21 protein-coding genes and 1 pseudogene are annotated in these 20,468 nt (G+C 49.6%); 9 read left to right on the top strand and 13 right to left on the bottom strand.

The features are described from left to right. The 5 genes and pseudogenes from AB7U36_RS04875 to ffh all read right to left on the bottom strand — a co-directional run. Positions 1-324: pseudogene (locus tag AB7U36_RS04875) on the bottom strand (tRNA (guanosine(37)-N1)-methyltransferase TrmD); the annotation flags it as partial. 8 nt (positions 325-332) lie between these two features. Continuing rightward, complete coding sequence (rimM, locus tag AB7U36_RS04870; RefSeq protein ID WP_428158671.1) at positions 333-875, bottom strand: ribosome maturation factor RimM; 543 nt, start codon at positions 873-875, stop codon at positions 333-335. A gap of 19 nt (positions 876-894) precedes the next feature. Beyond that, a complete protein-coding gene (locus AB7U36_RS04865; protein ID WP_004074325.1) occupies positions 895-1,125 on the bottom strand; it encodes a KH domain-containing protein in 231 nt (76 codons plus the stop codon). Between the two features lie 85 nt (positions 1,126-1,210). After that, positions 1,211-1,465 (bottom strand): 30S ribosomal protein S16, encoded by a 255-nt coding sequence (rpsP, locus tag AB7U36_RS04860; RefSeq protein ID WP_035241167.1) that lies wholly within the window; start codon positions 1,463-1,465, stop codon positions 1,211-1,213. A gap of 16 nt (positions 1,466-1,481) precedes the next feature. Further along, positions 1,482-2,807 (bottom strand): signal recognition particle protein, encoded by a 1,326-nt coding sequence (gene ffh, locus AB7U36_RS04855; protein ID WP_428158670.1) that lies wholly within the window; start codon positions 2,805-2,807, stop codon positions 1,482-1,484. A gap of 101 nt (positions 2,808-2,908) precedes the next feature. On the opposite strand from ffh, the gene rlmN reads away from it, so the two are divergent. After that, the gene (rlmN, locus tag AB7U36_RS04850) at positions 2,909-3,949 is read left to right on the top strand and encodes a 23S rRNA (adenine(2503)-C(2))-methyltransferase RlmN (protein ID WP_428158669.1); all 1,041 of its coding nucleotides are present in this window, start codon (positions 2,909-2,911) and stop codon (positions 3,947-3,949) included. A gap of 14 nt (positions 3,950-3,963) precedes the next feature. Here rlmN and AB7U36_RS04845 read toward each other — a convergent pair whose 3' ends face one another. Further along, positions 3,964-4,974, bottom strand: a complete 1,011-nt coding sequence (locus tag AB7U36_RS04845) for a tRNA 4-thiouridine(8) synthase ThiI (RefSeq protein ID WP_428158668.1) — start codon at positions 4,972-4,974, stop codon at positions 3,964-3,966. Between the two features lie 16 nt (positions 4,975-4,990). Here AB7U36_RS04845 and nth point away from each other — a divergent pair, with 16 nt between their 5' ends. Beyond that, positions 4,991-5,623, top strand: a complete 633-nt coding sequence (nth, locus tag AB7U36_RS04840) for an endonuclease III (RefSeq protein WP_428158667.1) — start codon at positions 4,991-4,993, stop codon at positions 5,621-5,623. On the opposite strand, the gene AB7U36_RS04835 is transcribed toward nth, so the two are convergent. The 3 genes from AB7U36_RS04835 to AB7U36_RS04825 all read right to left on the bottom strand — a co-directional run bounded on the left by AB7U36_RS04835 (position 5,620) and on the right by AB7U36_RS04825 (position 8,418). After that, positions 5,620-6,054 carry a hotdog fold thioesterase gene (locus AB7U36_RS04835; RefSeq protein ID WP_428158666.1) on the bottom strand — a complete coding sequence of 145 codons (435 nt, stop codon included), beginning with the start codon at positions 6,052-6,054 and terminating at the stop codon, positions 5,620-5,622. The genes nth and AB7U36_RS04835 overlap by 4 nt on opposite strands. A 73-nt stretch (positions 6,055-6,127) precedes the next feature. Then, the gene (locus tag AB7U36_RS04830) at positions 6,128-7,060 is read right to left on the bottom strand and encodes a hypothetical protein (protein ID WP_428158665.1); all 933 of its coding nucleotides are present in this window, start codon (positions 7,058-7,060) and stop codon (positions 6,128-6,130) included. Positions 7,061-7,152: 92 nt separating this feature from the next. After that, entirely contained in the window at positions 7,153-8,418 is a 1,266-nt protein-coding gene (locus AB7U36_RS04825) for a radical SAM protein (RefSeq protein ID WP_428158664.1), read from the bottom strand. An 888-nt stretch (positions 8,419-9,306) separates the two neighbouring features. Between AB7U36_RS04825 and AB7U36_RS04820 the strand changes: the two genes are divergently transcribed. From AB7U36_RS04820 to AB7U36_RS04795, 6 genes are read left to right on the top strand one after another with little or no spacing between them, the layout of a single operon-like run. Further along, positions 9,307-10,452, top strand: a complete 1,146-nt coding sequence (locus AB7U36_RS04820; RefSeq protein ID WP_428158663.1) for an ABC transporter substrate-binding protein — start codon at positions 9,307-9,309, stop codon at positions 10,450-10,452. A 23-nt stretch (positions 10,453-10,475) separates the two neighbouring features. After that, positions 10,476-11,351 (top strand): branched-chain amino acid ABC transporter permease, encoded by an 876-nt coding sequence (locus AB7U36_RS04815; RefSeq protein WP_428158662.1) that lies wholly within the window; start codon positions 10,476-10,478, stop codon positions 11,349-11,351. 24 nt (positions 11,352-11,375) lie between these two features. Continuing rightward, positions 11,376-12,332 carry a branched-chain amino acid ABC transporter permease gene (locus AB7U36_RS04810; protein WP_428158661.1) on the top strand — a complete coding sequence of 319 codons (957 nt, stop codon included), beginning with the start codon at positions 11,376-11,378 and terminating at the stop codon, positions 12,330-12,332. Further along, a complete protein-coding gene (locus AB7U36_RS04805; protein WP_428158660.1) occupies positions 12,329-13,123 on the top strand; it encodes an ABC transporter ATP-binding protein in 795 nt (264 codons plus the stop codon). Before AB7U36_RS04810 ends, AB7U36_RS04805 begins: the two co-directional genes overlap by 4 nt. A 12-nt stretch (positions 13,124-13,135) precedes the next feature. Further along, a complete protein-coding gene (locus tag AB7U36_RS04800; RefSeq protein WP_428158659.1) occupies positions 13,136-13,882 on the top strand; it encodes an ABC transporter ATP-binding protein in 747 nt (248 codons plus the stop codon). Then, a complete protein-coding gene (locus AB7U36_RS04795) occupies positions 13,882-15,144 on the top strand; it encodes a phenylacetate--CoA ligase family protein (RefSeq protein WP_428158658.1) in 1,263 nt (420 codons plus the stop codon). The genes AB7U36_RS04800 and AB7U36_RS04795 overlap by 1 nt, the downstream gene beginning before the upstream one ends. Before the next feature lie 8 nt (positions 15,145-15,152). On the opposite strand, the gene AB7U36_RS04790 is transcribed toward AB7U36_RS04795, so the two are convergent. The 4 genes from AB7U36_RS04790 to eno form a co-directional block, all read right to left on the bottom strand. After that, positions 15,153-15,623, bottom strand: a complete 471-nt coding sequence (locus tag AB7U36_RS04790; protein WP_051957821.1) for an Lrp/AsnC family transcriptional regulator — start codon at positions 15,621-15,623, stop codon at positions 15,153-15,155. A gap of 69 nt (positions 15,624-15,692) precedes the next feature. Beyond that, positions 15,693-16,304, bottom strand: coding sequence for an alpha/beta hydrolase (locus tag AB7U36_RS04785; RefSeq protein WP_428158657.1), 612 nt, complete (start codon positions 16,302-16,304; stop codon positions 15,693-15,695). Further along, positions 16,304-17,941 (bottom strand): CTP synthase, encoded by a 1,638-nt coding sequence (locus tag AB7U36_RS04780; protein ID WP_428158656.1) that lies wholly within the window; start codon positions 17,939-17,941, stop codon positions 16,304-16,306. The genes AB7U36_RS04785 and AB7U36_RS04780 overlap by 1 nt, the downstream gene beginning before the upstream one ends. Before the next feature lie 35 nt (positions 17,942-17,976). Beyond that, positions 17,977-19,248: a phosphopyruvate hydratase gene (gene eno / locus AB7U36_RS04775; protein ID WP_428158655.1), complete on the bottom strand. Its 1,272-nt coding sequence runs from the start codon at positions 19,246-19,248 to the stop codon at positions 17,977-17,979. Positions 19,249-19,556: 308 nt separating this feature from the next. Between eno and AB7U36_RS04770 the strand changes: the two genes are divergently transcribed. Then, positions 19,557-20,225: an adenylate kinase gene (locus tag AB7U36_RS04770; RefSeq protein WP_428158654.1), complete on the top strand. Its 669-nt coding sequence runs from the start codon at positions 19,557-19,559 to the stop codon at positions 20,223-20,225. Positions 20,226-20,468: the final 243 nt, after the last annotated feature.

Here is a 20,468-nt window from a genome sequence, read left to right as displayed (position 1 = left end):
CAGATCCTGTTGGGCTGCGGCAAGTTCACAGGCCCGGGCCTGGGTAAAGGGTTTGCCCTGGGGGCTTAAACATGCCACCCAAGGGGTATCGGCCATCTGTCTGGCAGACACAATGGCTTTTTCCAGAGGCCCCGGCATCATTACCATGCCGCTTCCTCCGCCGTAGGGGCGGTCATCCACGCTGTTATGCCGGTCTGAAGAAAAATCCCGGATATTAATGGCATCAGCGCTGATAATATTCCGGTTCAAAGCCCTTGCCAGGATGCCGTTGGCAAAAAAAGCCCCAAGGAATTCCGGAAACAGTGTCAGTACAGTAAACTTCATGGCCCAAATCAGTCCGTGATGAACCCCTGGGGAAGCTCGGTTGTAATCACACCGGTGTCAAGGTTTACATCCTTGACAAACACGGCATTCATGGGGATCAGCACTTCCTGTTTGCCCTGGGGCGTTTTATCCGTAACAACCAGGATATCATCGGCTCCGGTGGGAAAAAGCTGCGCAACTGTCCCAAGTTTCCCTTCGCAGGCATCCACAACCGTCAACCCGATCAAATCCTGCCAGTACCAGGTGTCTTCATCCAGGTCCGGCAGGTTGTTTTTATCAACCAGGACAAGCTTGCCCACAAGGGATTCAGAAGCGTCCCGGGTGCTGACCCCTTCAAGGCTTAGAAGCACGCCTTTTTTATATTTGCCGGTCCAGCCAATCACATATTCCCGGCCAGAGTCCAGGGTCTCATCCTCATTCTTGAGCACCACGGCAAGCCCTTTGGAAAAGGTGTCGGGCGACTGGGCCCAGGACCACACCTTCAGGTTGCCCCCAAGGCCGTGAACGCCCGTGACCTTGCCAATGGTCAGCCAGGTGTCTGAAAATTGCATGGGCACCGGGCCATGGGAGCTACTCAATGATTTCCAGTACTGTGCGCTTTTTCAGCTTTGTAGCCGCGGCACTCAGGATTGTCCTCATGGCCCTGGCGGATCTGCCCTGTTTACCGATCACCTTGCCTAGATCTTCCTTTGCCACCTTGAGTTCAAGCACGGAAGTCTGGTCACCTGTTACTTCAGATACCTGAACTTCATCGGGATTGTCTACCAATGCCTTTGCTAAATACTCAATCAGCTCTTTCATAAAAACGTCTCCTAATAAATGACTTAAAGGCCCGGCGGTTTTCAAGACGTGTCCTGCGGTTTTGTTCTCTTAAGAGGGCCTTTCCTTAGGCAGAAACGCTTTGTGCGCTCTGTTTTTTCAGGATACTTTTTACCGTTGTGGAGGGTTTTGCACCCTGTTCCAGCCAGTACTGTACCCGCTCTTGTTTCAGGGTGATAACAGCAGGATTCTGCATGGGATCATAGGTACCGACCGCTTCAAGGAACTTGCCGTCCCTGGGCGCCTCAATATCGGCGGCAACGATTCTGTAAAAGGGTTTCTTTTTAGTGCCTTTACGGGTAAGTCTGAGTTTTACTGCCATGGTTTTTCTTGTCTCCTTAGAACGGAAGCATGCCCCGAAGGGATTTCATGCCGCCTTTATTAAATTTTTTCACCATTTTCATGGACTGGGTATAACTTTTAAGCAGTTTATTCACATCCTGAACCGATGTTCCCGAGCCAAGGGCAATCCTTCTCTTACGCGATGCTTTCAGGATTGCGTGTTTGGCCCGTTCCTCGGGGGTCATGGAGTTAATAATTGCCTCTATTTTTAGAAATTCTTTATCGTCTATGTTCAAATCATTGAGCATCTTTTTATTCACCCCGGGCAGCATGCCTAAAAGATCTTTTATGGATCCCATTTTGCGAACCTGCTGCATCTGATTTTTAAAATCTTCCAGGGTGAACTGGTTTTTCCGCAGTTTCTTTTCAAGGGCCTGGGCCTCTTTCTGGTCAACCGCCTCCACAGCCTTTTCAATAAAAGACAGGGTGTCTCCCATTCCCAGAATTCTGGACGCCATGCGATCCGGATGAAAGGGCTCAAGTGCCGTGGACTTTTCACCCACACCGATGAACTTTAAGGGCTTGCCTGTCACCGCTCTGATGGACAGGGCCGCACCGCCTCTGGCGTCACCGTCCATTTTGGTCAGCACAAAGCCTGAAATATCAAGCCGTTTGTCAAATTCACCGGCAATGTTTACCGCGTCCTGGCCGGTCATGGCATCTGCCACCAAAAGAATTTCCGCCGGGTTGATACCCTTTTTGATCTCTTCAAGCTCAACCATGAGCGCGTCATCCAGATGCAGCCGCCCTGCAGTGTCAATGAGCAGGGTGTCGCAGCCAAGGTCCCTTGCGGCAAGCTTTGCATCCTGGCAAATCTTAAGCGGCTTCATGTCTGTTGTGGATGCAAATACCGGCACCCCCACCTGTTTGCCCAGCTTGGCCAGCTGGTCTATGGCGGCCGGGCGGTACACATCCACGGGCACAAGATAAGGCTTTCTGCCGATTTTGCACAGAAAGCGCGCCAGCTTGCCCGCCGTGGTCGTCTTGCCGGAACCCTGCAGCCCCACCAGCATGATGGACGTTGCCCCGGTTGGGGCAAAATTCAGTTCCTGGTGGGCGGAGCCCATCATTTTTGTAAATTCTTCATTTACAATCTTGATGACCTGCTGGCCCGGGGTCAGACTCTGCATAACCTCCTGGCCAAGGGCTCGGGCCTTTATATCTGAAATAACATTTTTTGCAACCTTATAATTGACATCGGCTTCCAGAAGTGCCAACCTGATCTGTTTTAAGCCGTCTTCAATGTTGTTCTCGGTAAGGGTACCGTGTCCTTTCAGCTTTTTAAAAACAGAATCCAGCCGGTCACTTAAATTGTCAAACATGTGCAAAACAACCTTTTTCTCAGTATCAAATCAAATTATTGAATTTAGAAAATAATCCGTGTAATGTCAAGAAGATAATAAAAAATATACAGGTGTGTACAATGGAAGATATACTGGATTTCACCCGGCAGGATCTGGGCAACTGGTTTAAAAATAAAGGGATACGATCATTCAGAGCAGACCAGGTGTTCAAGTGGCTCTACCTGAAACTTGCCGGCAGTTTCGAAGAGATGACCGACCTGGGTAAGGCGCTGCGCCTGGAACTGGCCGAACATTTTTTTCTGGGAACCCTGGAGTTGGCAAACATGGAAACGTCTGTTGATGCCACAAAGAAGTTTTTGCACCGGCTGGCAGACGGGGAATATGTGGAAAGCGTACTGATACCCGAAAAAGACCATTACACCCTTTGTGTGTCCACCCAGGCCGGATGCGCCATGAACTGCAAGTTCTGCCTGACCGCCAAAACCGGGTTTAAAAGAAACCTGACCATGGGAGAGATTGTGGGGCAGATATGGCATGCACGCCGGTATGTGGCCCGACAGGGCCTGGAGCCCCTGTTCCTGTCCAATATCGTGTTCATGGGCATGGGGGAACCTTTGGCCAATTATGACAACCTTATGCGCAGCCTTGGTGTGGTTTTTGATACGGATTTCGGGATGAAGTTTTCCTCTCGAAGGGTAACGGTTTCCACCTCCGGCATTGCGCCTAAAATCATTCAGCTGGGCCTTGATACCGAAGTGAACCTTGCCGTGTCGCTCAATGCCACGGACAATAACCTGCGCTCAAGCCTGATGCCGGTTAACCGGACCTGGCCCATTGAGACATTGCTTGCGGCCTGCAAAGAATTTGACATGAAGCCCAGGAACAAAATCACCTTTGAGTACATTCTGATGAACGGGGTCAATGACAGTGATGTCCATGCCCATGACCTGGCCCGCCTGCTTGCCCCTATTCGCGCAAAAGTGAATCTTATTCCATATAACGAGCATACCCAGGCACCCTTTAAAAGGCCTTCACGGGAGCGGATCAATGCCTTTTTAAGCATTCTTTTAGACCGGAACATGACCGCCATTGTCAGAAAAAGCAAGGGGGATGATATCTCTGCGGCCTGCGGGCAGCTCAAAGCGGCCCGGTTGGATTAACCGGCTGGGGTAGGTCAGGGTTTTTGTATCAATAGATTATGAAATGCCCCTGATTCAGGCGTGACAACCTCTATTTCCCTTGTTTCCTGTTTTTGAAAAACACTGATACGCGTTAACGCACCGGCAGATGCTTTGGTGTATCCGGATGTGATCGTGGCTGCCAGGTGCAGGGCGGTTTCGTCGGTCTGCCCGAAAACCAGGGCATCCGGGCCGGCCAGGTGGGTACAGCGAAGCCGGATGTGGGTTGCCGGATCATAGAGATCCATGATCCGTTTGTTCTCTGCCTTATTTCTTCCCACCACAAGCTTGGATCTGCTGTCCAGGCGGAAGTGCCGGCCGTAATTGAGCAGATGCAGCTGGGTTTTACTTTGCGTTTTCTGGACATATAAAAGATCTCTTAACCGCTGGGAATACCCCTTGTCCGTGAGCAGGCATCCGCCGGCCGGAGATGGATATTCCGTGATGCCGTACTTTTCTGCCAGGGCGACCTGGGGTTTTCTGCTCCGGCCGCTGATGGACGCAAGACGACTTCTGTCCACAAGGCCCGTTTGCTCGGCAATGGTCTCGGGCAGTATACCTGCGCTTAAAGGACGAAGAATCAGACCGTCAAACCCGCAATTTTTTTCTACATAGCGCAGGGAACTTTTTGTCTGGGATTTAGGCCGCTGTCCCACCACCTCACCTGAAAACAGGAAATCAGCCCCTAGCTGCGCCATCATGGCACCTGCCTTGGCAAACATCAGTGTATGGCAGTCCATGCAGGGATTCATGTTTTTGCCGAAACCTGCCTTGGGGGCCTTCATCATTTCCATGTAGGCATCTGTAATATCTTTCACAATCAAAGGGATGCCGATCTGTTTCGAGGCTTTTTTTGCAGCCGTGGCATCAAAAAAAGGGGTTTCAAAACTGATCCAGGTTACATCAATGCCCTGGTCTTTGAGCATGAGGGCTGCCAGCATGCTGTCAAGTCCGCCCGAGCAAAGACCTAACGCTTTGACCTGTCTTGTGATTTTAATAGGGTTCATATATAAATTTTAAATTATGGAACAGGTATCCACATTTGTGCCGGTTATTATTGGGCGGTTAAAGGCCCACTATCCGGTTGTCAATACACAGCTTAATCACACCAGTCCCTTTGAGCTGCTCATTGCAACCATCCTGTCTGCCCAGTGCACGGATAATCAGGTCAACAAGGCGACCAAAGTGTTGTTTTCCCGCTACCCTGATCCCAAGTCCCTTGCCGGGGCAAGCCTTGATGATATAAAAAAAGTAATTTTTTCCACCGGCTTTTACAATAACAAGGCAAAGAATATCAAGGCCTGTGCAAATAAAATTCAAAAAGAGTTCAATGGGACAGTCCCCCGGGATATCAGGGCATTGACCAGCCTGCCCGGCGTGGGAAGGAAAACCGCCAATGTGGTCCGGTCCGTATGTTTTAATACCCAGGCCATTGTGGTGGATACCCATGTACTCCGGGTGTCGGGGCGTCTGGGACTTACCCATGCCACAGATCCGGTCAAGGTGGAGTTTGAATTGATGGATGTTTTACCCAAATGCGTGTGGAACGATATCGGGCTGCAGTTTATTTACCTGGGCCGCCGGATCTGCCATGCAAGAAAACCCGCATGCGACCGGTGTTTTTTAAATGACCTGTGCCCGTTTGCCGCACCTTAATTGACTTCGTTGTTTGGAACGAACCACTCTTTTTTTCGATAAACTAAATCTTGACTCTTGGCAACGATCTCACCTGTCCGATCATTTTTAATGCTGATATCATATAATGCCGTTGGCCCCGATTGGGACTGTTCAATTGCTTCGGCGATAAGCCGGTCGCCGGATCTTGTTGCTTTCAAAAAGTTCATTCCGACATTCAATGCGACAGCCATTTGCCCGCAGGAGTTGCTTGCCGCAGCAAAAGCCATATCTCCAAGGGAGAAAACCACACCGCCGTGGGTGATCCCGTGAAAATTAACCATGTCATCGTTGATCGTCAGGGTTACACGACTATGTCCCGGTCCCAGCACCTCAACTTTGGCCCCTAAGAATTGAGCAAACGGATCCTGTTGAATGTAATCATTTATCTTTTCTTCCCTGGTTTTTCCCATTTCAATCAACCTCTGTTAAACATTATTCTGGCATCATAATGCAATCACCGGCATCATCAATACAGTGACAACCCTAACTGCACACATAGCAGGGGTTTGCTGCTTTTTTTTCATATTTGATTACGTGGAATGAGTTTTTTGAAAAATTATACTCATCAGAAACACTTTTGTTAAAACGGACCTTTCCATTTATAAATTCAATTTGAAGGGGAACAGTTATCGCTACCTGTTCAGAACAAAGACTCTTTTTTTGAGAAGGGGCATACCTTATCTCTCCACCGGATGCAATTTTTACTATTATTACATTATTGATCGTACTCAGCGCTGTCACGTCTCCTTGGCTGTCGAACTGCAGAGAGTTGATATCCCCCATAATGCCTTCGGGATCATTATCATAGGCCGATATTTTTCCAATTTTTGTTTCAACAGCATAAGGCTGGGCCGGTTCAACCGATTTAATAGAACCGTCTTCATAAAAGGCGATTCCAACCCGGATACGCATTGTTCCTATGGGTGTCTTTGCCTCAACCGCCTCCTGGGGCCAGAGGGTGATACTTTTAATATTACCGTTTTTATAAAAGGCAATATTAATGATTTTGGCACGAATTGGCCCGCAGGACAGTTGCAGCTCAAGGTTCTTAGACAGAGCATACTCGTCTTTTTCTCCCCAGTAGCCGCTTAGCTTCCCATTGAGGGGAAAAAGCTTTTTCAATAATTCATTATTATAAAACATGACGAGTTCCGCGGATATTTTCCCGTATTTTGTTTCAATGTCGGCCGCATCCTGGAGCGGTGCTTTTTTAATATTTCCATTATCATAAAAATAAACTGGTTTTAATATCCTTCTTCCATGATCATCTACTGAATACTGGGGAACAATGACACCGACGGGTGTTTCAATCTCAACCCGTTCGGTAAAAAACAGGGAAGCGGGATTGCCGGATGCATATTTTTCCAGATTCAAATAACCGGGTATCAAGCCATATTTTGTCTTTAACACTTCCATTTTTCAACCCCTTTTTTATTCGTGGAAAAATTAACTTTTCTACGTCTTGGATAAAACATTGCTGAAAGATTCTTGCCATAGATGATCAAACATCATCCACACCCCATTCCAGCCATGGGATTTTTTTTGTTGCATGCCTGGATATCCCGCTGGACCATAAAGTCCATACTATGCCCCTCGAAAACGGCTTCGGCAGCCTCTAGGATGGTTCCGTCCAATTCTAAAATATCGATTTTTTTTTGGCTGAGTACACGGCGAGGGTTGTCACCGAGTCCTGCGACAATCAATGCCCTGCAATCACTGAGCATATCGCTTAACTCCTCCCAACGGCGCATTCCACCGCCGGGATTAGGTGTCTTCCGGGTTTGGACAAAATAAATCTCACCATTATCTTTGTCTTGACCATAGATTAATAATTCTTCCGCTTTTCCCAGTTTTTGATTGACCAATCGGCCATCAAGACTGGCAACCGCCACATAAGGCCGCTCATCGTCGTAAATCTCCGGCATCTGGGCACATTCCTGCAGTTTTTCAGTGAGTTCACGGCCATTGCGCTCACCCAGAATGCCTGCGGCGTCGGCGCGGCAGCGTTTGCAATGATACATCTGGGGAATATGTTTTGCCGCCTTTTTCTGAATATTTTCCACTACTGATTTAGAGGGTTCTTCCAAATGGGCAAAATTAGCGCCCTTATGGGGATAAAAGGGGATGCAGTTAAGGATGTCCACCTTCAGTCCGGCCATCTTTTCGGCGACCGTTTCAATATGGCCGTCATTAATTCCAGGTATGATGACGGTGTTTACTTTGGTGGTGATATTTCTCTCTTTAAGACGGGTGATCGCCTCGAGTTGCTTTTCCAGCAAAACCCCGAACCCGGGTTTGGGACCTAAAGTTCTCTTGCCGTGACGAACAAAGGAATACAGTTGTGATCCAATTTCAGGATCAATCGCGTTCAAAGTGACCGTGACATGATTGACCCCCATCTCGGCCAGTTCATCGATATACGGGCCGATACCCAAACCGTTGGTAGCCACACAAAGAATCATCCCAGGGTACTGCTTTTGCACCAACCGAAGCGTTTCCATGGTTTCATCGGGATTGGCAAACGGATCACCCGGACCCGTGATCCCAACCACCGAAATATTTTTCACTTTTTCAAGCACATAATTGAGATAAATCATCGCCTGACTCGGTTTCAGGACCGCACTGGTTACCCCGGGCCGACTTTCATTGACACAGTCGTATTTTCGATCGCAGTAATTACATTGAACATTACATCGTGGTGCAACGGGAAGGTGAACGCGTCCGTAGATACCTTTTATCTTGGCATTGAAACATGGGTGGTTGGATAGATCCATTTCTCTCTCCTGGCTGTTAAACTGTAGGAACCACTGTAATGTGCAATAAAAAGGCCTGTGAATCAGAACTATGAAAATAATAATTAAAGCCTTTGAAAATACAGGAAAAAAAATATGCGATACCGTGATGACCTTGAAAGAATAGGCACACTTTAAATTTATCTACAATCTTGTAAGCAGACTACCAACAATTTTGTAGATTTATTAATAAACGTACAATGAGATCCCTGTTAACCTCCTCGTGGAAACCTAAAAGAAAACAGGAACGTTCCGCCCTTATCCCGCTTCCCCTGCATCCTTATGACAGGTCTGCAGTAGTGCCGCGAGCTTGCCGTATTGATGGTTTTCATGAATACTTATCGAAATACCTTTAACGGCAGGGGTTTCTGAATTTGAACAATGCCCCAAATTCTCAAGTGGCCGAAACGATGATCAAGGCCTAAAAAAACATGCCCCTTCATTTTTTATCTTAGGCAGATTATTCAATTTCACTAATTTTTAGCACAAAACAGATCCTGCTGCAAAATAAAGACAGGGATTGTAAATCCAGGACTGATTAAATGAAAATCCCCTTAAAACAGACCGGTTAAAAAAGCTTGACACCAACAGCGCGCTTGATTAGGTATGTAGCCAATACCTGATGCATAATACAAGGAAACACTCAGCAACTACTTTATTTATAATTACATTTTTCAGCCGCGTCTTTTTCAGACCGTCTGCAGGGGGAGCCTTGACCTAACGCTTTCAAAAAATAACAAAGGACCTTAAACCATGGGCAAACCGGAAAGCCCATGGTTTTTTTTTCCAAAAGCTCAGGACCGCAAATTTTGCTCAATTTATTTCATCCGCGGTCCATAACAACCACCATTTAATAAAGGGAGAGTTACCATGAAACAAAACCACCTTGTACTTGCAATGCTTGCCACTATCCTGTCTATACTTCTGGTATCAGGGGCCGTGGCGGCGGATGTTTACAAAATCGGCGGCATTTTCTCGGTCACGGGAAGGGCCTCGTTTCTGGGAGATCCTGAAAAAAAAACCATGGAGATGATGGTTGAGCAGATCAATGCGGCCGGCGGCATTGACGGACATATGCTTGAAGCGGTGATCTATGATTCCGAAGGTGATCCTGCCAAAGCCGTATCCGCCGTAAACAAGCTGCTCCACAAGGACAAAGTCATTGCCATTATCGGTCCCTCCACCACACCCACCACTCTTGCCATTGTTAATTTCACCAAACGGGCAAAAGTGCCTTTGATCAGCTGTGCTGCCGGCATCAAGATCACCAGCCCGGTGGATCCCTGGGTATTCAAAACCGCCCAGAGCGATTTACTTGCCGTGGCAGCCGTGTATCAGCAGATGAAAACCGCTGGCATAAAAAAGATCGGCATTCTGACGGTGTCCAACGCCTATGGTGAAAGCGGCAAAATACAGCTGTTGAGCCAGGCAGAACAATTCGGCATCCAGGTGATCTTGGATGAAAGTTTTGGCGACAAAGATACCGACACCACAGCCCAACTTGCCAAAATCAAGGCAGCCGGCCCGGATGCCATTGTGTGCTGGGGCACCAATCCCGGTCCGGCTGTGGTGGCAAAAAATGCAAAGCAGCTTAAAATCGACATTCCGCTCTACCAGAGCCACGGGGTGGGGTCGCCCAAGTTCATTGAACTGGCCGGGGATGCAGCCAACGGCAATATCCTCCCCACGGGCAAGATTCTTGTGACGAGCCTTCTGGATGATACAGACCCCCAGAAAAAAGTACTTGAAGATTATCAAAAAGCTTATCAAAATAAGTTTTCCGGAAACGTATCAGGATTCGGCGGGTATGCCTATGATGCTGTAAACCTTCTGGCCGGTGCATTAAAAGGCAGCAGCGGAGACAAGGAAAAAATCCGGGACAACCTGGAAGCCACCAAAGGTTACGTGGGTGCCACAGGAGAATTCAACTTCACCGCCCAGGACCATAATGGTCTCTCCCCGGCCGCCTTTGTCATGGTGGAGATCCAAAACGGCACCTGGACCCTGTTAAAATAACAAGAGGACTTTATCTAAAAAATATGCAGGAAATTATCCAGTATCTGTTTTCAGGTATTACCACCGGCGCTGTGTATGCCGTGATCGCCGTGGGGCTGTCCATGCTGTACAGCTCCACGGAGCTGATCAACTTTGCCCACGGCGAATTTGTCATGATCGGCGCCCTGGTCATGGTGACGCTGTGGGTGCGTTTGGGGCTTCCGCTGCCCCTGGCCGTGACAGGCACTGTGGCAGCCGGGTGTGTCTTAGGGCTGGTGTTTGAACGTCTTGCCATCCGTACAGCCAGAAATCCTGAGCCGATTACCCTGATCATTATTACAGTGGGAGCAGGCATTTTCCTGAAAGGTGTTGCCATGATTGCCTGGGGAAAGGACCCCTTCAGCATGCCCTCCTTTTCCAGCCATGAATCCATTGAAATTTTTGGCGCGGCCCTTCTGCCCCAGAGCATCTGGATCGTTACAGCGGCCCTGGTTCTGGCAGGCGGCATTCATCTTTTCCTGAAACAGACGCTCACCGGCAAGGCCATGGTGGCCTGTGCCGTCAACAAAAAGGCGGCCTGGCTGTCGGGTATCCCGTCGGAAAAGATGGGGATTCTGTCCTTTTGCATTAGCACAAGCTGCGGGGCGGTGGCAGGGATCTTCATCGCCCCCATTACCATGAGTTCCTATGACATGGGCACCATCCTCGGGCTTAAAGGATTCTGCGCCGCCATGATCGGGGGGCTTGGCAGCCTGTGGGGGGCTTTTGCCGGAGGACTGCTTTTGGGCATTCTGGAATCCCTGGGCGCGGGCCTTATATCTTCAGGTTTGAAGGATGCCATAGCCTTTGTACTCCTGCTTCTGATTCTTTACATCCGGCCGGGCGGACTGTTTGCGGCCAAAGAGGCCAAGCGGTTTTAGATGATGAGGGATAAGACGGATAATATGACGGATAAAAATAAATATATCTGGATTGAATATATTGGCTTTCTCTGTGCGGTGTCGGCATTCGGACTTGTCACGGAAAACACCTATTATCTTCAGCTCATGACCTTTATCGGGATCAACACCCTTCTGGGATTAGGCCTTAACATGCTCATGGGGTACACCGGCCAGGTCTCTTTAGGCCATGCCGCCTTTTACGGCATCGGGGCCTACACCACGGCCATCCTCTCCGGCACATACGCCATAAATCCCTGGCTGGCCCTTGTGTGCGCCGTGGCTGCCGCTGTGCTCATTGCTTTTATTGTGGGCCTGCCCACCCTGCGACTTTCCGGCTATTACCTTGCCATGGGCACACTCGGGTTTGGCATGATTGTCAACATCGTGATCCGGGAATGGGCCGGCGTGACCGGCGGGGCATCGGGATTTGTGGGGATACCCATGCTGGAGGCAGGCTCCCTGGTCTTCATGTCCGGGGCCAGTTACTATTTCCTTGTGTGGGGTATTGTGTTTACCGCCATAATCATTTGCCGCAGGCTTCTCGCCTCCCGCACGGGCCGGGCGCTTCGGGCCATCCATGACGGAGAAAAAGCGGCCCTTGCCATAGGCATCAACACCCATGTTCTCAAACTTGAGATATTTATGTTTTCAGCCGCTCTGGGCGCGGTTGCAGGGTTCCTGTATGCCCATTTTGTCCTTTTTATCAGTCCTGAGTCATTCGGGTTCATGGTCTCCATAAAAATGGTCACCATGGTGGTGATCGGCGGTATGGCAAGCGTATGGGGGGCGCTGCTCGGTGCAGCTGTGTTAACCCTTCTGCCCGAAGTCCTCCACGGGTTTGCCGAATATGAAATGATCATTTTCGGAACTGTTTTAATGGTTGTCATGATATTCATGCCCCAGGGGCTGACCCGGGGGATCATGGATATGATCCGGACAGCCCGGAGGGCCAGGACATGATACTGTCACAGCCAACGCCAGGGAGCAGGAACCAACACATACTTGAAGTGCAGGATCTGACCAAGATGTTCGGCGGAGTCAAGGCCCAGGACCACATCACTTTCTCCATTGAAGAAGGTATTGTATGCGGGCTGATCGGCCCCAATGGGGCGGGCAAAACCACACTGTTCAACCTGATCACCGGCATTTACCGGCCCGATACCGGCAAGGTGGTCTTCAATGGAAAAGATATCAGAAAAACACCTGTTCACAGACTGGTGAAAGCAGGAGTTGCCAGGACCTTCCAGCATGTGGAACTCTTTTCATCCATGACCTTGCTGGAAAACATCATGGTGGGCATGCATGTGCGCACCAAAGCAGGCTTCTGGGCCGCTGTCACCCGGATGCCGGCTATGAAAAAAGAAGAGAGGCAGTCACGCCGGCGGGCGGAAGAGTTGCTTGAATTCACAGGTCTTTCTGCCGATGCCCATAAAATGGCAGGAGATCTGCCCGCAGGCCGGCAGAAAACCGCACAGATTGCCCGGGCACTGGCGTCCAATCCCCTGCTGCTGCTCCTTGACGAGCCGGCTGCCGGGTTAAACCCGGTTGAAACCCACGCCCTTGGCAAACTGATCCGGAAAATCAAACAATCCGGAATCACCATGATGCTGGTGGAACATGACATGAGCCTGGTTATGGGGATGTCTGACAAGGTGGTTGTTCTGGACCAGGGAAAGAAACTGGCCCAAGGCACACCCCGGCAGATCCAGAGCAATGAGGCAGTGATGTCAGCCTACCTGGGAAACGGATAGAACACTCTTATCATGCTGAAAATTAAAAACCTGAGATGCTGTTACGGAAATATTGCCGTGGTGCACACCGTGAGTCTTTCGGTGAGACAGGGAGAGCTGATCTCCATCATCGGGGCAAACGGGGCAGGCAAAAGCACCCTTTTAGGCGCGGTGTGCGGCCTGTTAAAAAACTGGTCCGGGGAGATTGAGTTCAAAGGCCGCTCCCTTAAGGGGATGTCTGCCCCGGCCATTGTCAGCCAGGGCATCAGTATGGTGCCCGAAGGCCGGCAGATATTTTCACCCCTGAGCGTTATGGACAACCTGAAAATGGGTGCATATACCCGGTTCCGGAAAGACGAAAAAAGCCGGGTGGCCCAAGATCTTGATAGGGTGGTTCAGATGTTTCCCATATTAGGGGAACGCTCGGATCAGCTTGCAGGCACCCTGTCCGGAGGCGAGCAGCAGATGCTGGCCATTGGCAGGGCCTTGATGGCACGCCCTGCCCTGCTGGTGCTGGATGAACCCTCCATGGGTCTTGCTCCCAAAATTGTGGGGATGATTTTTGAAACCATCCAGACCCTTCGGAACAATGGGGTGACCATTCTTTTAGTGGAACAGAATGCCAGGGCAGCCCTGAAAATTACTGACCGGGGGTATGTATTGGAAACGGGAAAAATGGTGCTCCAGGGCAGCGCCGACGAACTTTTAGTGGATGATGATGTCAAGCGGGCCTACCTGGGCAAGGATTACGGCGACTTTTTGGACGGAAGGAATCAATAATGTCCGAACGTAAAACAATGACGGCTGGTATGGATAACACCGATAAAGAACAGCTGCAGCTTGAGCGGCTGCAGACCACATTGAACCGGGCCTGCCGGAATGTACCCTTTCACAGCAACCGCCTTTCGAAAAACAATCTGTCCGATATCACAGCCATTGAAGATCTTGCAGCGCTTCCCTTCATGGACCGCAGCCACCTGGCCACCCATTACCCCTATGGTTTGTTTGCCGTACCCTTGCGCGATATTGTGCGCATTCACACAGCCCCGGGCACAGGGGTCAATCCCTCCATCAGCGGATACACCAAAACCGATCTTGTGATCTGGCAAAAACTTGTGGCCAAAAGTTACTTCGCAGCCGGGGTGACAGATGCGGATATTATCCTGATCCACCTGCCCGCAGGGCTTGCCAACTGGGCAAGGGACTACAAGGACGGCGGCGAAGCCATCGGGGCCGGGGTGATTCCCAACTCGCCGCTGTCCGTTGCCAAAACCCTGATGGTGGTGCGGGATTACAAGGTCACCACCCTTGTGACCACGCCTGCCTTTGCAAAGCATTTCATGGACTATCTGTTTGGCAAGGCATACAACCCCAACGCATTGAACCTGAAACATATCATTCTTGTGGGGGAACCCGTTGACGGCAAAACCATTTCCGAGCTTCGGGACAGACTGTATGTGGATGTATGGCTCAACTACGGGCTCAGCGAGATCCCCGGCCCGGCCATTGCCCATGAATGCCGGTATCATGAGGGGCTGCATATCAATGACGACCACATTCTGCCTGAAATTATAAATCCGTCCACAGGCAGACCGGTCCCCTCTGGAGAAACCGGAGAGCTTGTTTTAACAACGCTTTCAGCAAGGGCATTCCCGCTGATCCGTTTCCGCACCGGAGACATGGCCCGGATTATCAGTGCCCCCTGTCCCTGCGGATCCGATTTTACCCGGATTCAGTGGATGGCGGAGCGTGCTGACAATTATATGATCATTTCAGGCATCAAGATATCCGAACCCCAGATCAGGGAGAGCCTTAAAAAGACATTGGGCATGTCATCCCTTGACTGTACCATGAAACGGGTGTGCCAGGCAGGCACAGAAATGCTTATGATTTGTATCGTCATGGACGATCATCTGTTTTCAGATGAAATAAAGGGGCTTGAACAGCTGGTTTCCCGGGCCGAAGACAATTTAAGTGAACAATGCGGTATCAAGGTTAAAATACGCCTGGTCCAGCAGCAACGGATGCAGGAACAGGAATGAACGGGACGTCAGCAGTCATCCCCGGTTCCCAGGACAAGAATTTTTTTATCCTTGGGGCTGTCAATGACAAATGAGGACTGGATACTCTGGATGCCCTGGATCCGGGTCAGTTTCCGGTTCATGAATTCAGCGTAGGCCTTGATGTCCTTTGCAATGACCTTGAGAATAAAATCATGGGCACCGGCAATCTGGTAGCACTCCACAACCTCTTCAAGCTCTGAAAACTTTTCCTTGATCAAAGGCACCGAGGACAGCTTGCTCAAGCTCAGCGTAATGCTGACAATGGCCATGATGGAAAACCCGACTTTTTCCGGATCCACCACAGCCGTGAAATGGGAGATCACTCCTGCTGTTTCAAGGCGTTTGACCCGTTCCAGCGTAGCAGGTGCTGAAATTCCCACCATCCGGGACAGCTTGGCATTGGTAATTTTGGCGTTTTCCTGGAGAATGTTCAGTATTTTTTTATCAATCCGGTCCAATTCTTACCAACCCGGTCCCCGGTCCCAATGGTGTTCCGATCTCAATTGCGTTTTCTGATGCATCAAAATTCAAGACTTCAGGTAGTCTGAAAGAACGTCTTCCAACTTGTCCAGGGCTCCGGCATAAAAATGATCTGTATTGGAAAGAACCTCCACCCGGGGGGTAATTTCCCATTTAGATAAAAGAACGTTCACCAAAGAAACTGGAGAAAAATCATCATGTTCACCAGTGATAATCAGTCCTGTATTGGGCAACTGTCCCACCTGGTCAAAACTTAAAAATGCTGCCGGCGGCGATACCATAATATGATCACAGACATCAACACCGGCACTGACCACATGGGCATTTACCCATGAACCAAAGGAGTATCCGGCAAGGAAAAGCTGATGATACCCCTGGTCCGATAAAAAATCTAAAACGCGTCTGACATCATCCTGCTCCCCCCGGCCATTGTCAAATTCTCCGGAACTGCCCCCGGTACCTCTGAAATTAAAACGCAAGGTAGCAATCCCGGCAGATTGAAAGCAAGCAGCCATCCGGCATATCACAGGCACATCCATGTTTCCGCCATACATAGGGTGGGGATGAGCCAGCACCACGGCTTTCCCTTTCTCCTGGCGGTTTAAATACCCCTCAAGGCAGATATTGCCGGAGCCGGTTATGGTAATGAATTCTTCCATTATTTCTTATTTTTCAGGGCAGCCCTGATAAATGCCTTGAACAGAGGATGGGGTGCCATGGGTTTGGACTTGAATTCCGGATGAAACTGGCAGCCCAGAAACCACGGGTGATCTTTAAGTTCCACGATTTCTACCAGGTCATGGTCCGGAGATGTTCCTGAAATGACAAGTCCGGCTTCCACCAGTTTATCCTTGTATTCATTGTTGAACTCAAAACGGTGGCGATGCCGTTCGGAAATATTTTCAGTCTTGTAGGCATTCATGGCAAAAGTGTTTTCAACCAGAAGACAAGGATAGGCACCTAACCGCATGGTGCCGCCTTTATCCGAGGATTCATCCCGTTTTTCCACCTTGCCGGTCTGCTCATCCACCCACGCTTTCATCAGGTAGATCACCGGATAGGGCGTGTCAATATCAAATTCCTCGCTGTTGGCATCTTCCAGGCCGGCAAGGTTGCGTGCAATCTCGATCACGGCCATCTGCATGCCCAGGCAGATGCCGAAATAGGGTACTTTATTTTCACGGGCATAGCCTGCGGCCAGAATCTTTCCTTCAATCCCCCGGCTCCCGAACCCGCCCGGGACCAGGATACCATCGACCTTGGACAACACCTCTGCGACATTCTCTTTTGTCAGGGTGCTGGAATCCACAAATTGCAGATTTACCTTGGCATCATTGGAGATACCGCCGTGGGTCAGTGCCTCGTTCAAACTTTTATAGCTCTCGGTCAAGTCCACATATTTGCCCACAATGGCGATAGTGGCATTATACCTTGGATTTTTCAGGCGCTCCACCATCTCCCGCCAGCCTTCAATGCGCGGGGCCCGGGCCCATATGTTCAGTTTTTTAAGAATCATATCCCCCAGGCCTTCTTCGTTGTAGACAATGGGCACATCATAGATGCAGTCCACATCCTTGGCGGTGAATACGGCATCAGGGCCGACATTGCAGAACAGGGAAATTTTGTTTTTAATGTCCTGGGTCAAAAGGCTCTCCGTACGGCACAAAAGGATATCCGGCTGGATACCGATGCTGCGAAGTTCCTTGACACTGTGCTGGGTGGGTTTGGTTTTTACCTCACAGGCGGTTTTAATATAGGGCACCAGGGTCAGATGAATGTAAATCACGTTGGAAGGGCCGGCATCGGCCTTGAACTGGCGGATGGCCTCAAGAAAGGGAAGAGATTCAATATCTCCGATGGTGCCGCCGATTTCAACAATCACCACATCGGCATCATTGGAAACCAGACAGATGGCCCGTTTAATCTCATCCGTAATATGGGGAATCACCTGAACAGTGCCGCCAAGGTATTCGCCCCGGCGCTCCTTGGTGATCACCTGATGATAGATCTTTCCTGTGGTGAAATTGTTGTTCTTGCCAAGTTTGGCATTGGTAAACCGTTCATAATGCCCCAGGTCAAGATCGGTTTCCGCGCCGTCATCGGTGACAAACACTTCACCGTGCTGGAAGGGGTTCATGGTTCCGGGGTCGACATTTATGTAAGGATCCAGTTTCTGAATGGTCACGGTCAGCCCGCGGCTTTCCAGAAGCATGCCGATGGCCGCCGATGCCAGTCCCTTACCCAATGATGATAACACTCCGCCTGTTACAAAAATATATTTAGTTATCTCAGCCATCCAGCTCTCACTTCCACGCTTTTTTAATCATAAATTTAAATAAACAGATCTTCCGGAAAGACGGCACAGTCAGCCAGTTCCTCTTCTATGCGAATCAGTTGATTGTATTTAGCCACACGGTCACTTCTGGACATGGATCCGGTCTTTATCTGTCCGGAATTCACGCCCACAGAAAGGTCGGCAATAAAGCTGTCTTCGGTTTCACCGGACCTGTGGGACACCACGGTGGTGTACCCCGAATCCTTGGCCATCTGGATGGTGTCAAGGGTTTCGGTCACGGTGCCGATCTGGTTAAGCTTGATCAGAATGGAGTTGCCCACACCCCTGGCAATGCCCTGTTTAAAAATATCCGGATTTGTAACAAATATATCATCGCCCACAATCTGAATACGGTTGCCCAGACGCTGGGTCATGATTTCCCAGTGATCCCAGTCCCCTTCTGCCAGACCGTCTTCAATGGACACCAAAGGATATTTATCAATCAGGCTTTCATAATAGTCAATGAGTTCAGCAGGGGATAATTCTCTGTTTTCAGAGGCAAATACATATTTTCCGTCTTTGTAGAATTCGCTGGCTGCGGCATCCAGGCCGATGCCGATGTCCTTGCCCGGACGATAGCCGGCAGATTCAATGGCGGCAAGAATGTATTCAATAGCCTCTTCATTGGACTGAAGGTCCGGAGCGAATCCGCCTTCGTCACCTACGCCCGTGGCAAGCCCCTTGCTTTTAAGTATCTTTTTCAGGTTATGAAAGGTTTCCGCGCCCATGCGGATAGCTTCGGATACATTGGCTGCCCCAAAGGGAAGAATCATGAACTCCTGGATATCCAGGTTGTTGGCAGCATGGGCCCCGCCGTTGATAATATTCATCATGGGAACAGGCATGACCCGTGCATTGATGCCGCCGATATGGCGGTACAATGGAATCCCGTTGGCTGCGGCTGCAGCCCTTGCTGCGGCCATGGAGATCCCTAAAATAGCGTTGGCACCCAGCCGTGATTTGTTTTCAGTTCCATCAATGTCAACCATGGTCCGGTCCAGTCCGGCCTGGTCCATGGCATCATAGCCAATGATCTCCGGAGCCAGGACTTCGTTGACATTGGCCACGGCATTCAGCACGCCTTTGCCCATGAAACGGTTTTCAGCGTTGTCTCGAAGCTCAAGAGCCTCCCTTGTACCGGTTGAGGCACCAGAAGGCACCGCAGCCCGGCCCTGTGCGCCGCAGGCCAGGGTCACATCCACTTCAACCGTAGGATTTCCCCTGGAATCAAGAATTTCCCTTGCCCTGACATCAATCAGTTCCGTCATTTTTTTCACCCCTTATTATATATGGATAATTATTTACGTTTGCACCGGATTGTCTGAATTAAGAATCTTCTTTCTAATATCAATTTGCCGGAGCACATTCAAGGTCTTCCTCAATTTAATTTGCCAAGCCTGTGCTAACTTTTTAACACATTTTATCCGGCCCAATGAAAGAAAACCAAAGCACATTCAGTACATGAAGGAAGGTTTCAATGCCTTGACAAAAAAAGGGTAGTCCTATATTACGATTTTTTATTATGTCGGACGTGTCCCGACAGGACATGAATATAAACCAATCTCAAGGAGTGAAGATGAACATTTTATTTTTCGGCCCCAACGGCAGCGGCAAAGGCACCCAGGGAAAAATACTGAAAGACAAATACAACATGGCCCATGTTGAATCCGGAGCGATTTTCCGCGACAACATCAAGGGCGGCACCGAGCTTGGCAAAAAAGCCAAGGAATATATTGACAAAGGAGACCTGGTGCCTGATGAGATCACCATCCCCATGATGATCAACCGTATCAAACAGGATGACTGCAAAAACGGCTGGCTTCTGGATGGTTTTCCAAGAAATAAGGTTCAGTCTGAAAAACTGCATGCCGCACTGAACGAACAGGGCATCAAACTTGACTATGTTATCGAAATGCTGCTGGACCGTGAAGTTGCCAAAAACAGAATTATGGGCAGACGGTTGTGCGAAAATGACAACAACCATCCCAACAATATTTTCATCGACGCCATCAAGCCCAACGGGGATAAATGCCGGGTATGCGGCGGTGCACTGAGCACCCGAGCCGATGACCAGGACGAGGCTGCCATCGACAAACGCCATTCCATTTATTATGACACCACTACCGGCACCCTGGCCTCTTCTTACTACTTCAGAGATCTGCCTGATGCAGATTTCAAATACATCACGCTGAACGGCGAGCAGGCACTGCCCGACGTTACTGCAGAACTGATCTCCAAGCTGTAAAATGATATCCGGCCCGGACGCGCCCTAACACAGCGTCCGGGTTTTTCAACTTCAAACATTTTGACCCATATTCATCTCCCCCCAATTGCCCCGGTATATCAAGCATTTTTGTCTTGCCCCTGATCCACCGTCAAAAAAAATAAAAAACCCCGTTGAACTTGATGAATCAAGCAGATAGAGTGTTTGTGCAACCAAAAACCTATCACCAACGGGGTGAAACAAACTATGATACAAGGCGTGTTA

This window comes from Desulfobacter sp., assembly GCF_050177295.1.
This window is presented reverse-complemented; position numbering and strand designations above follow the sequence as displayed.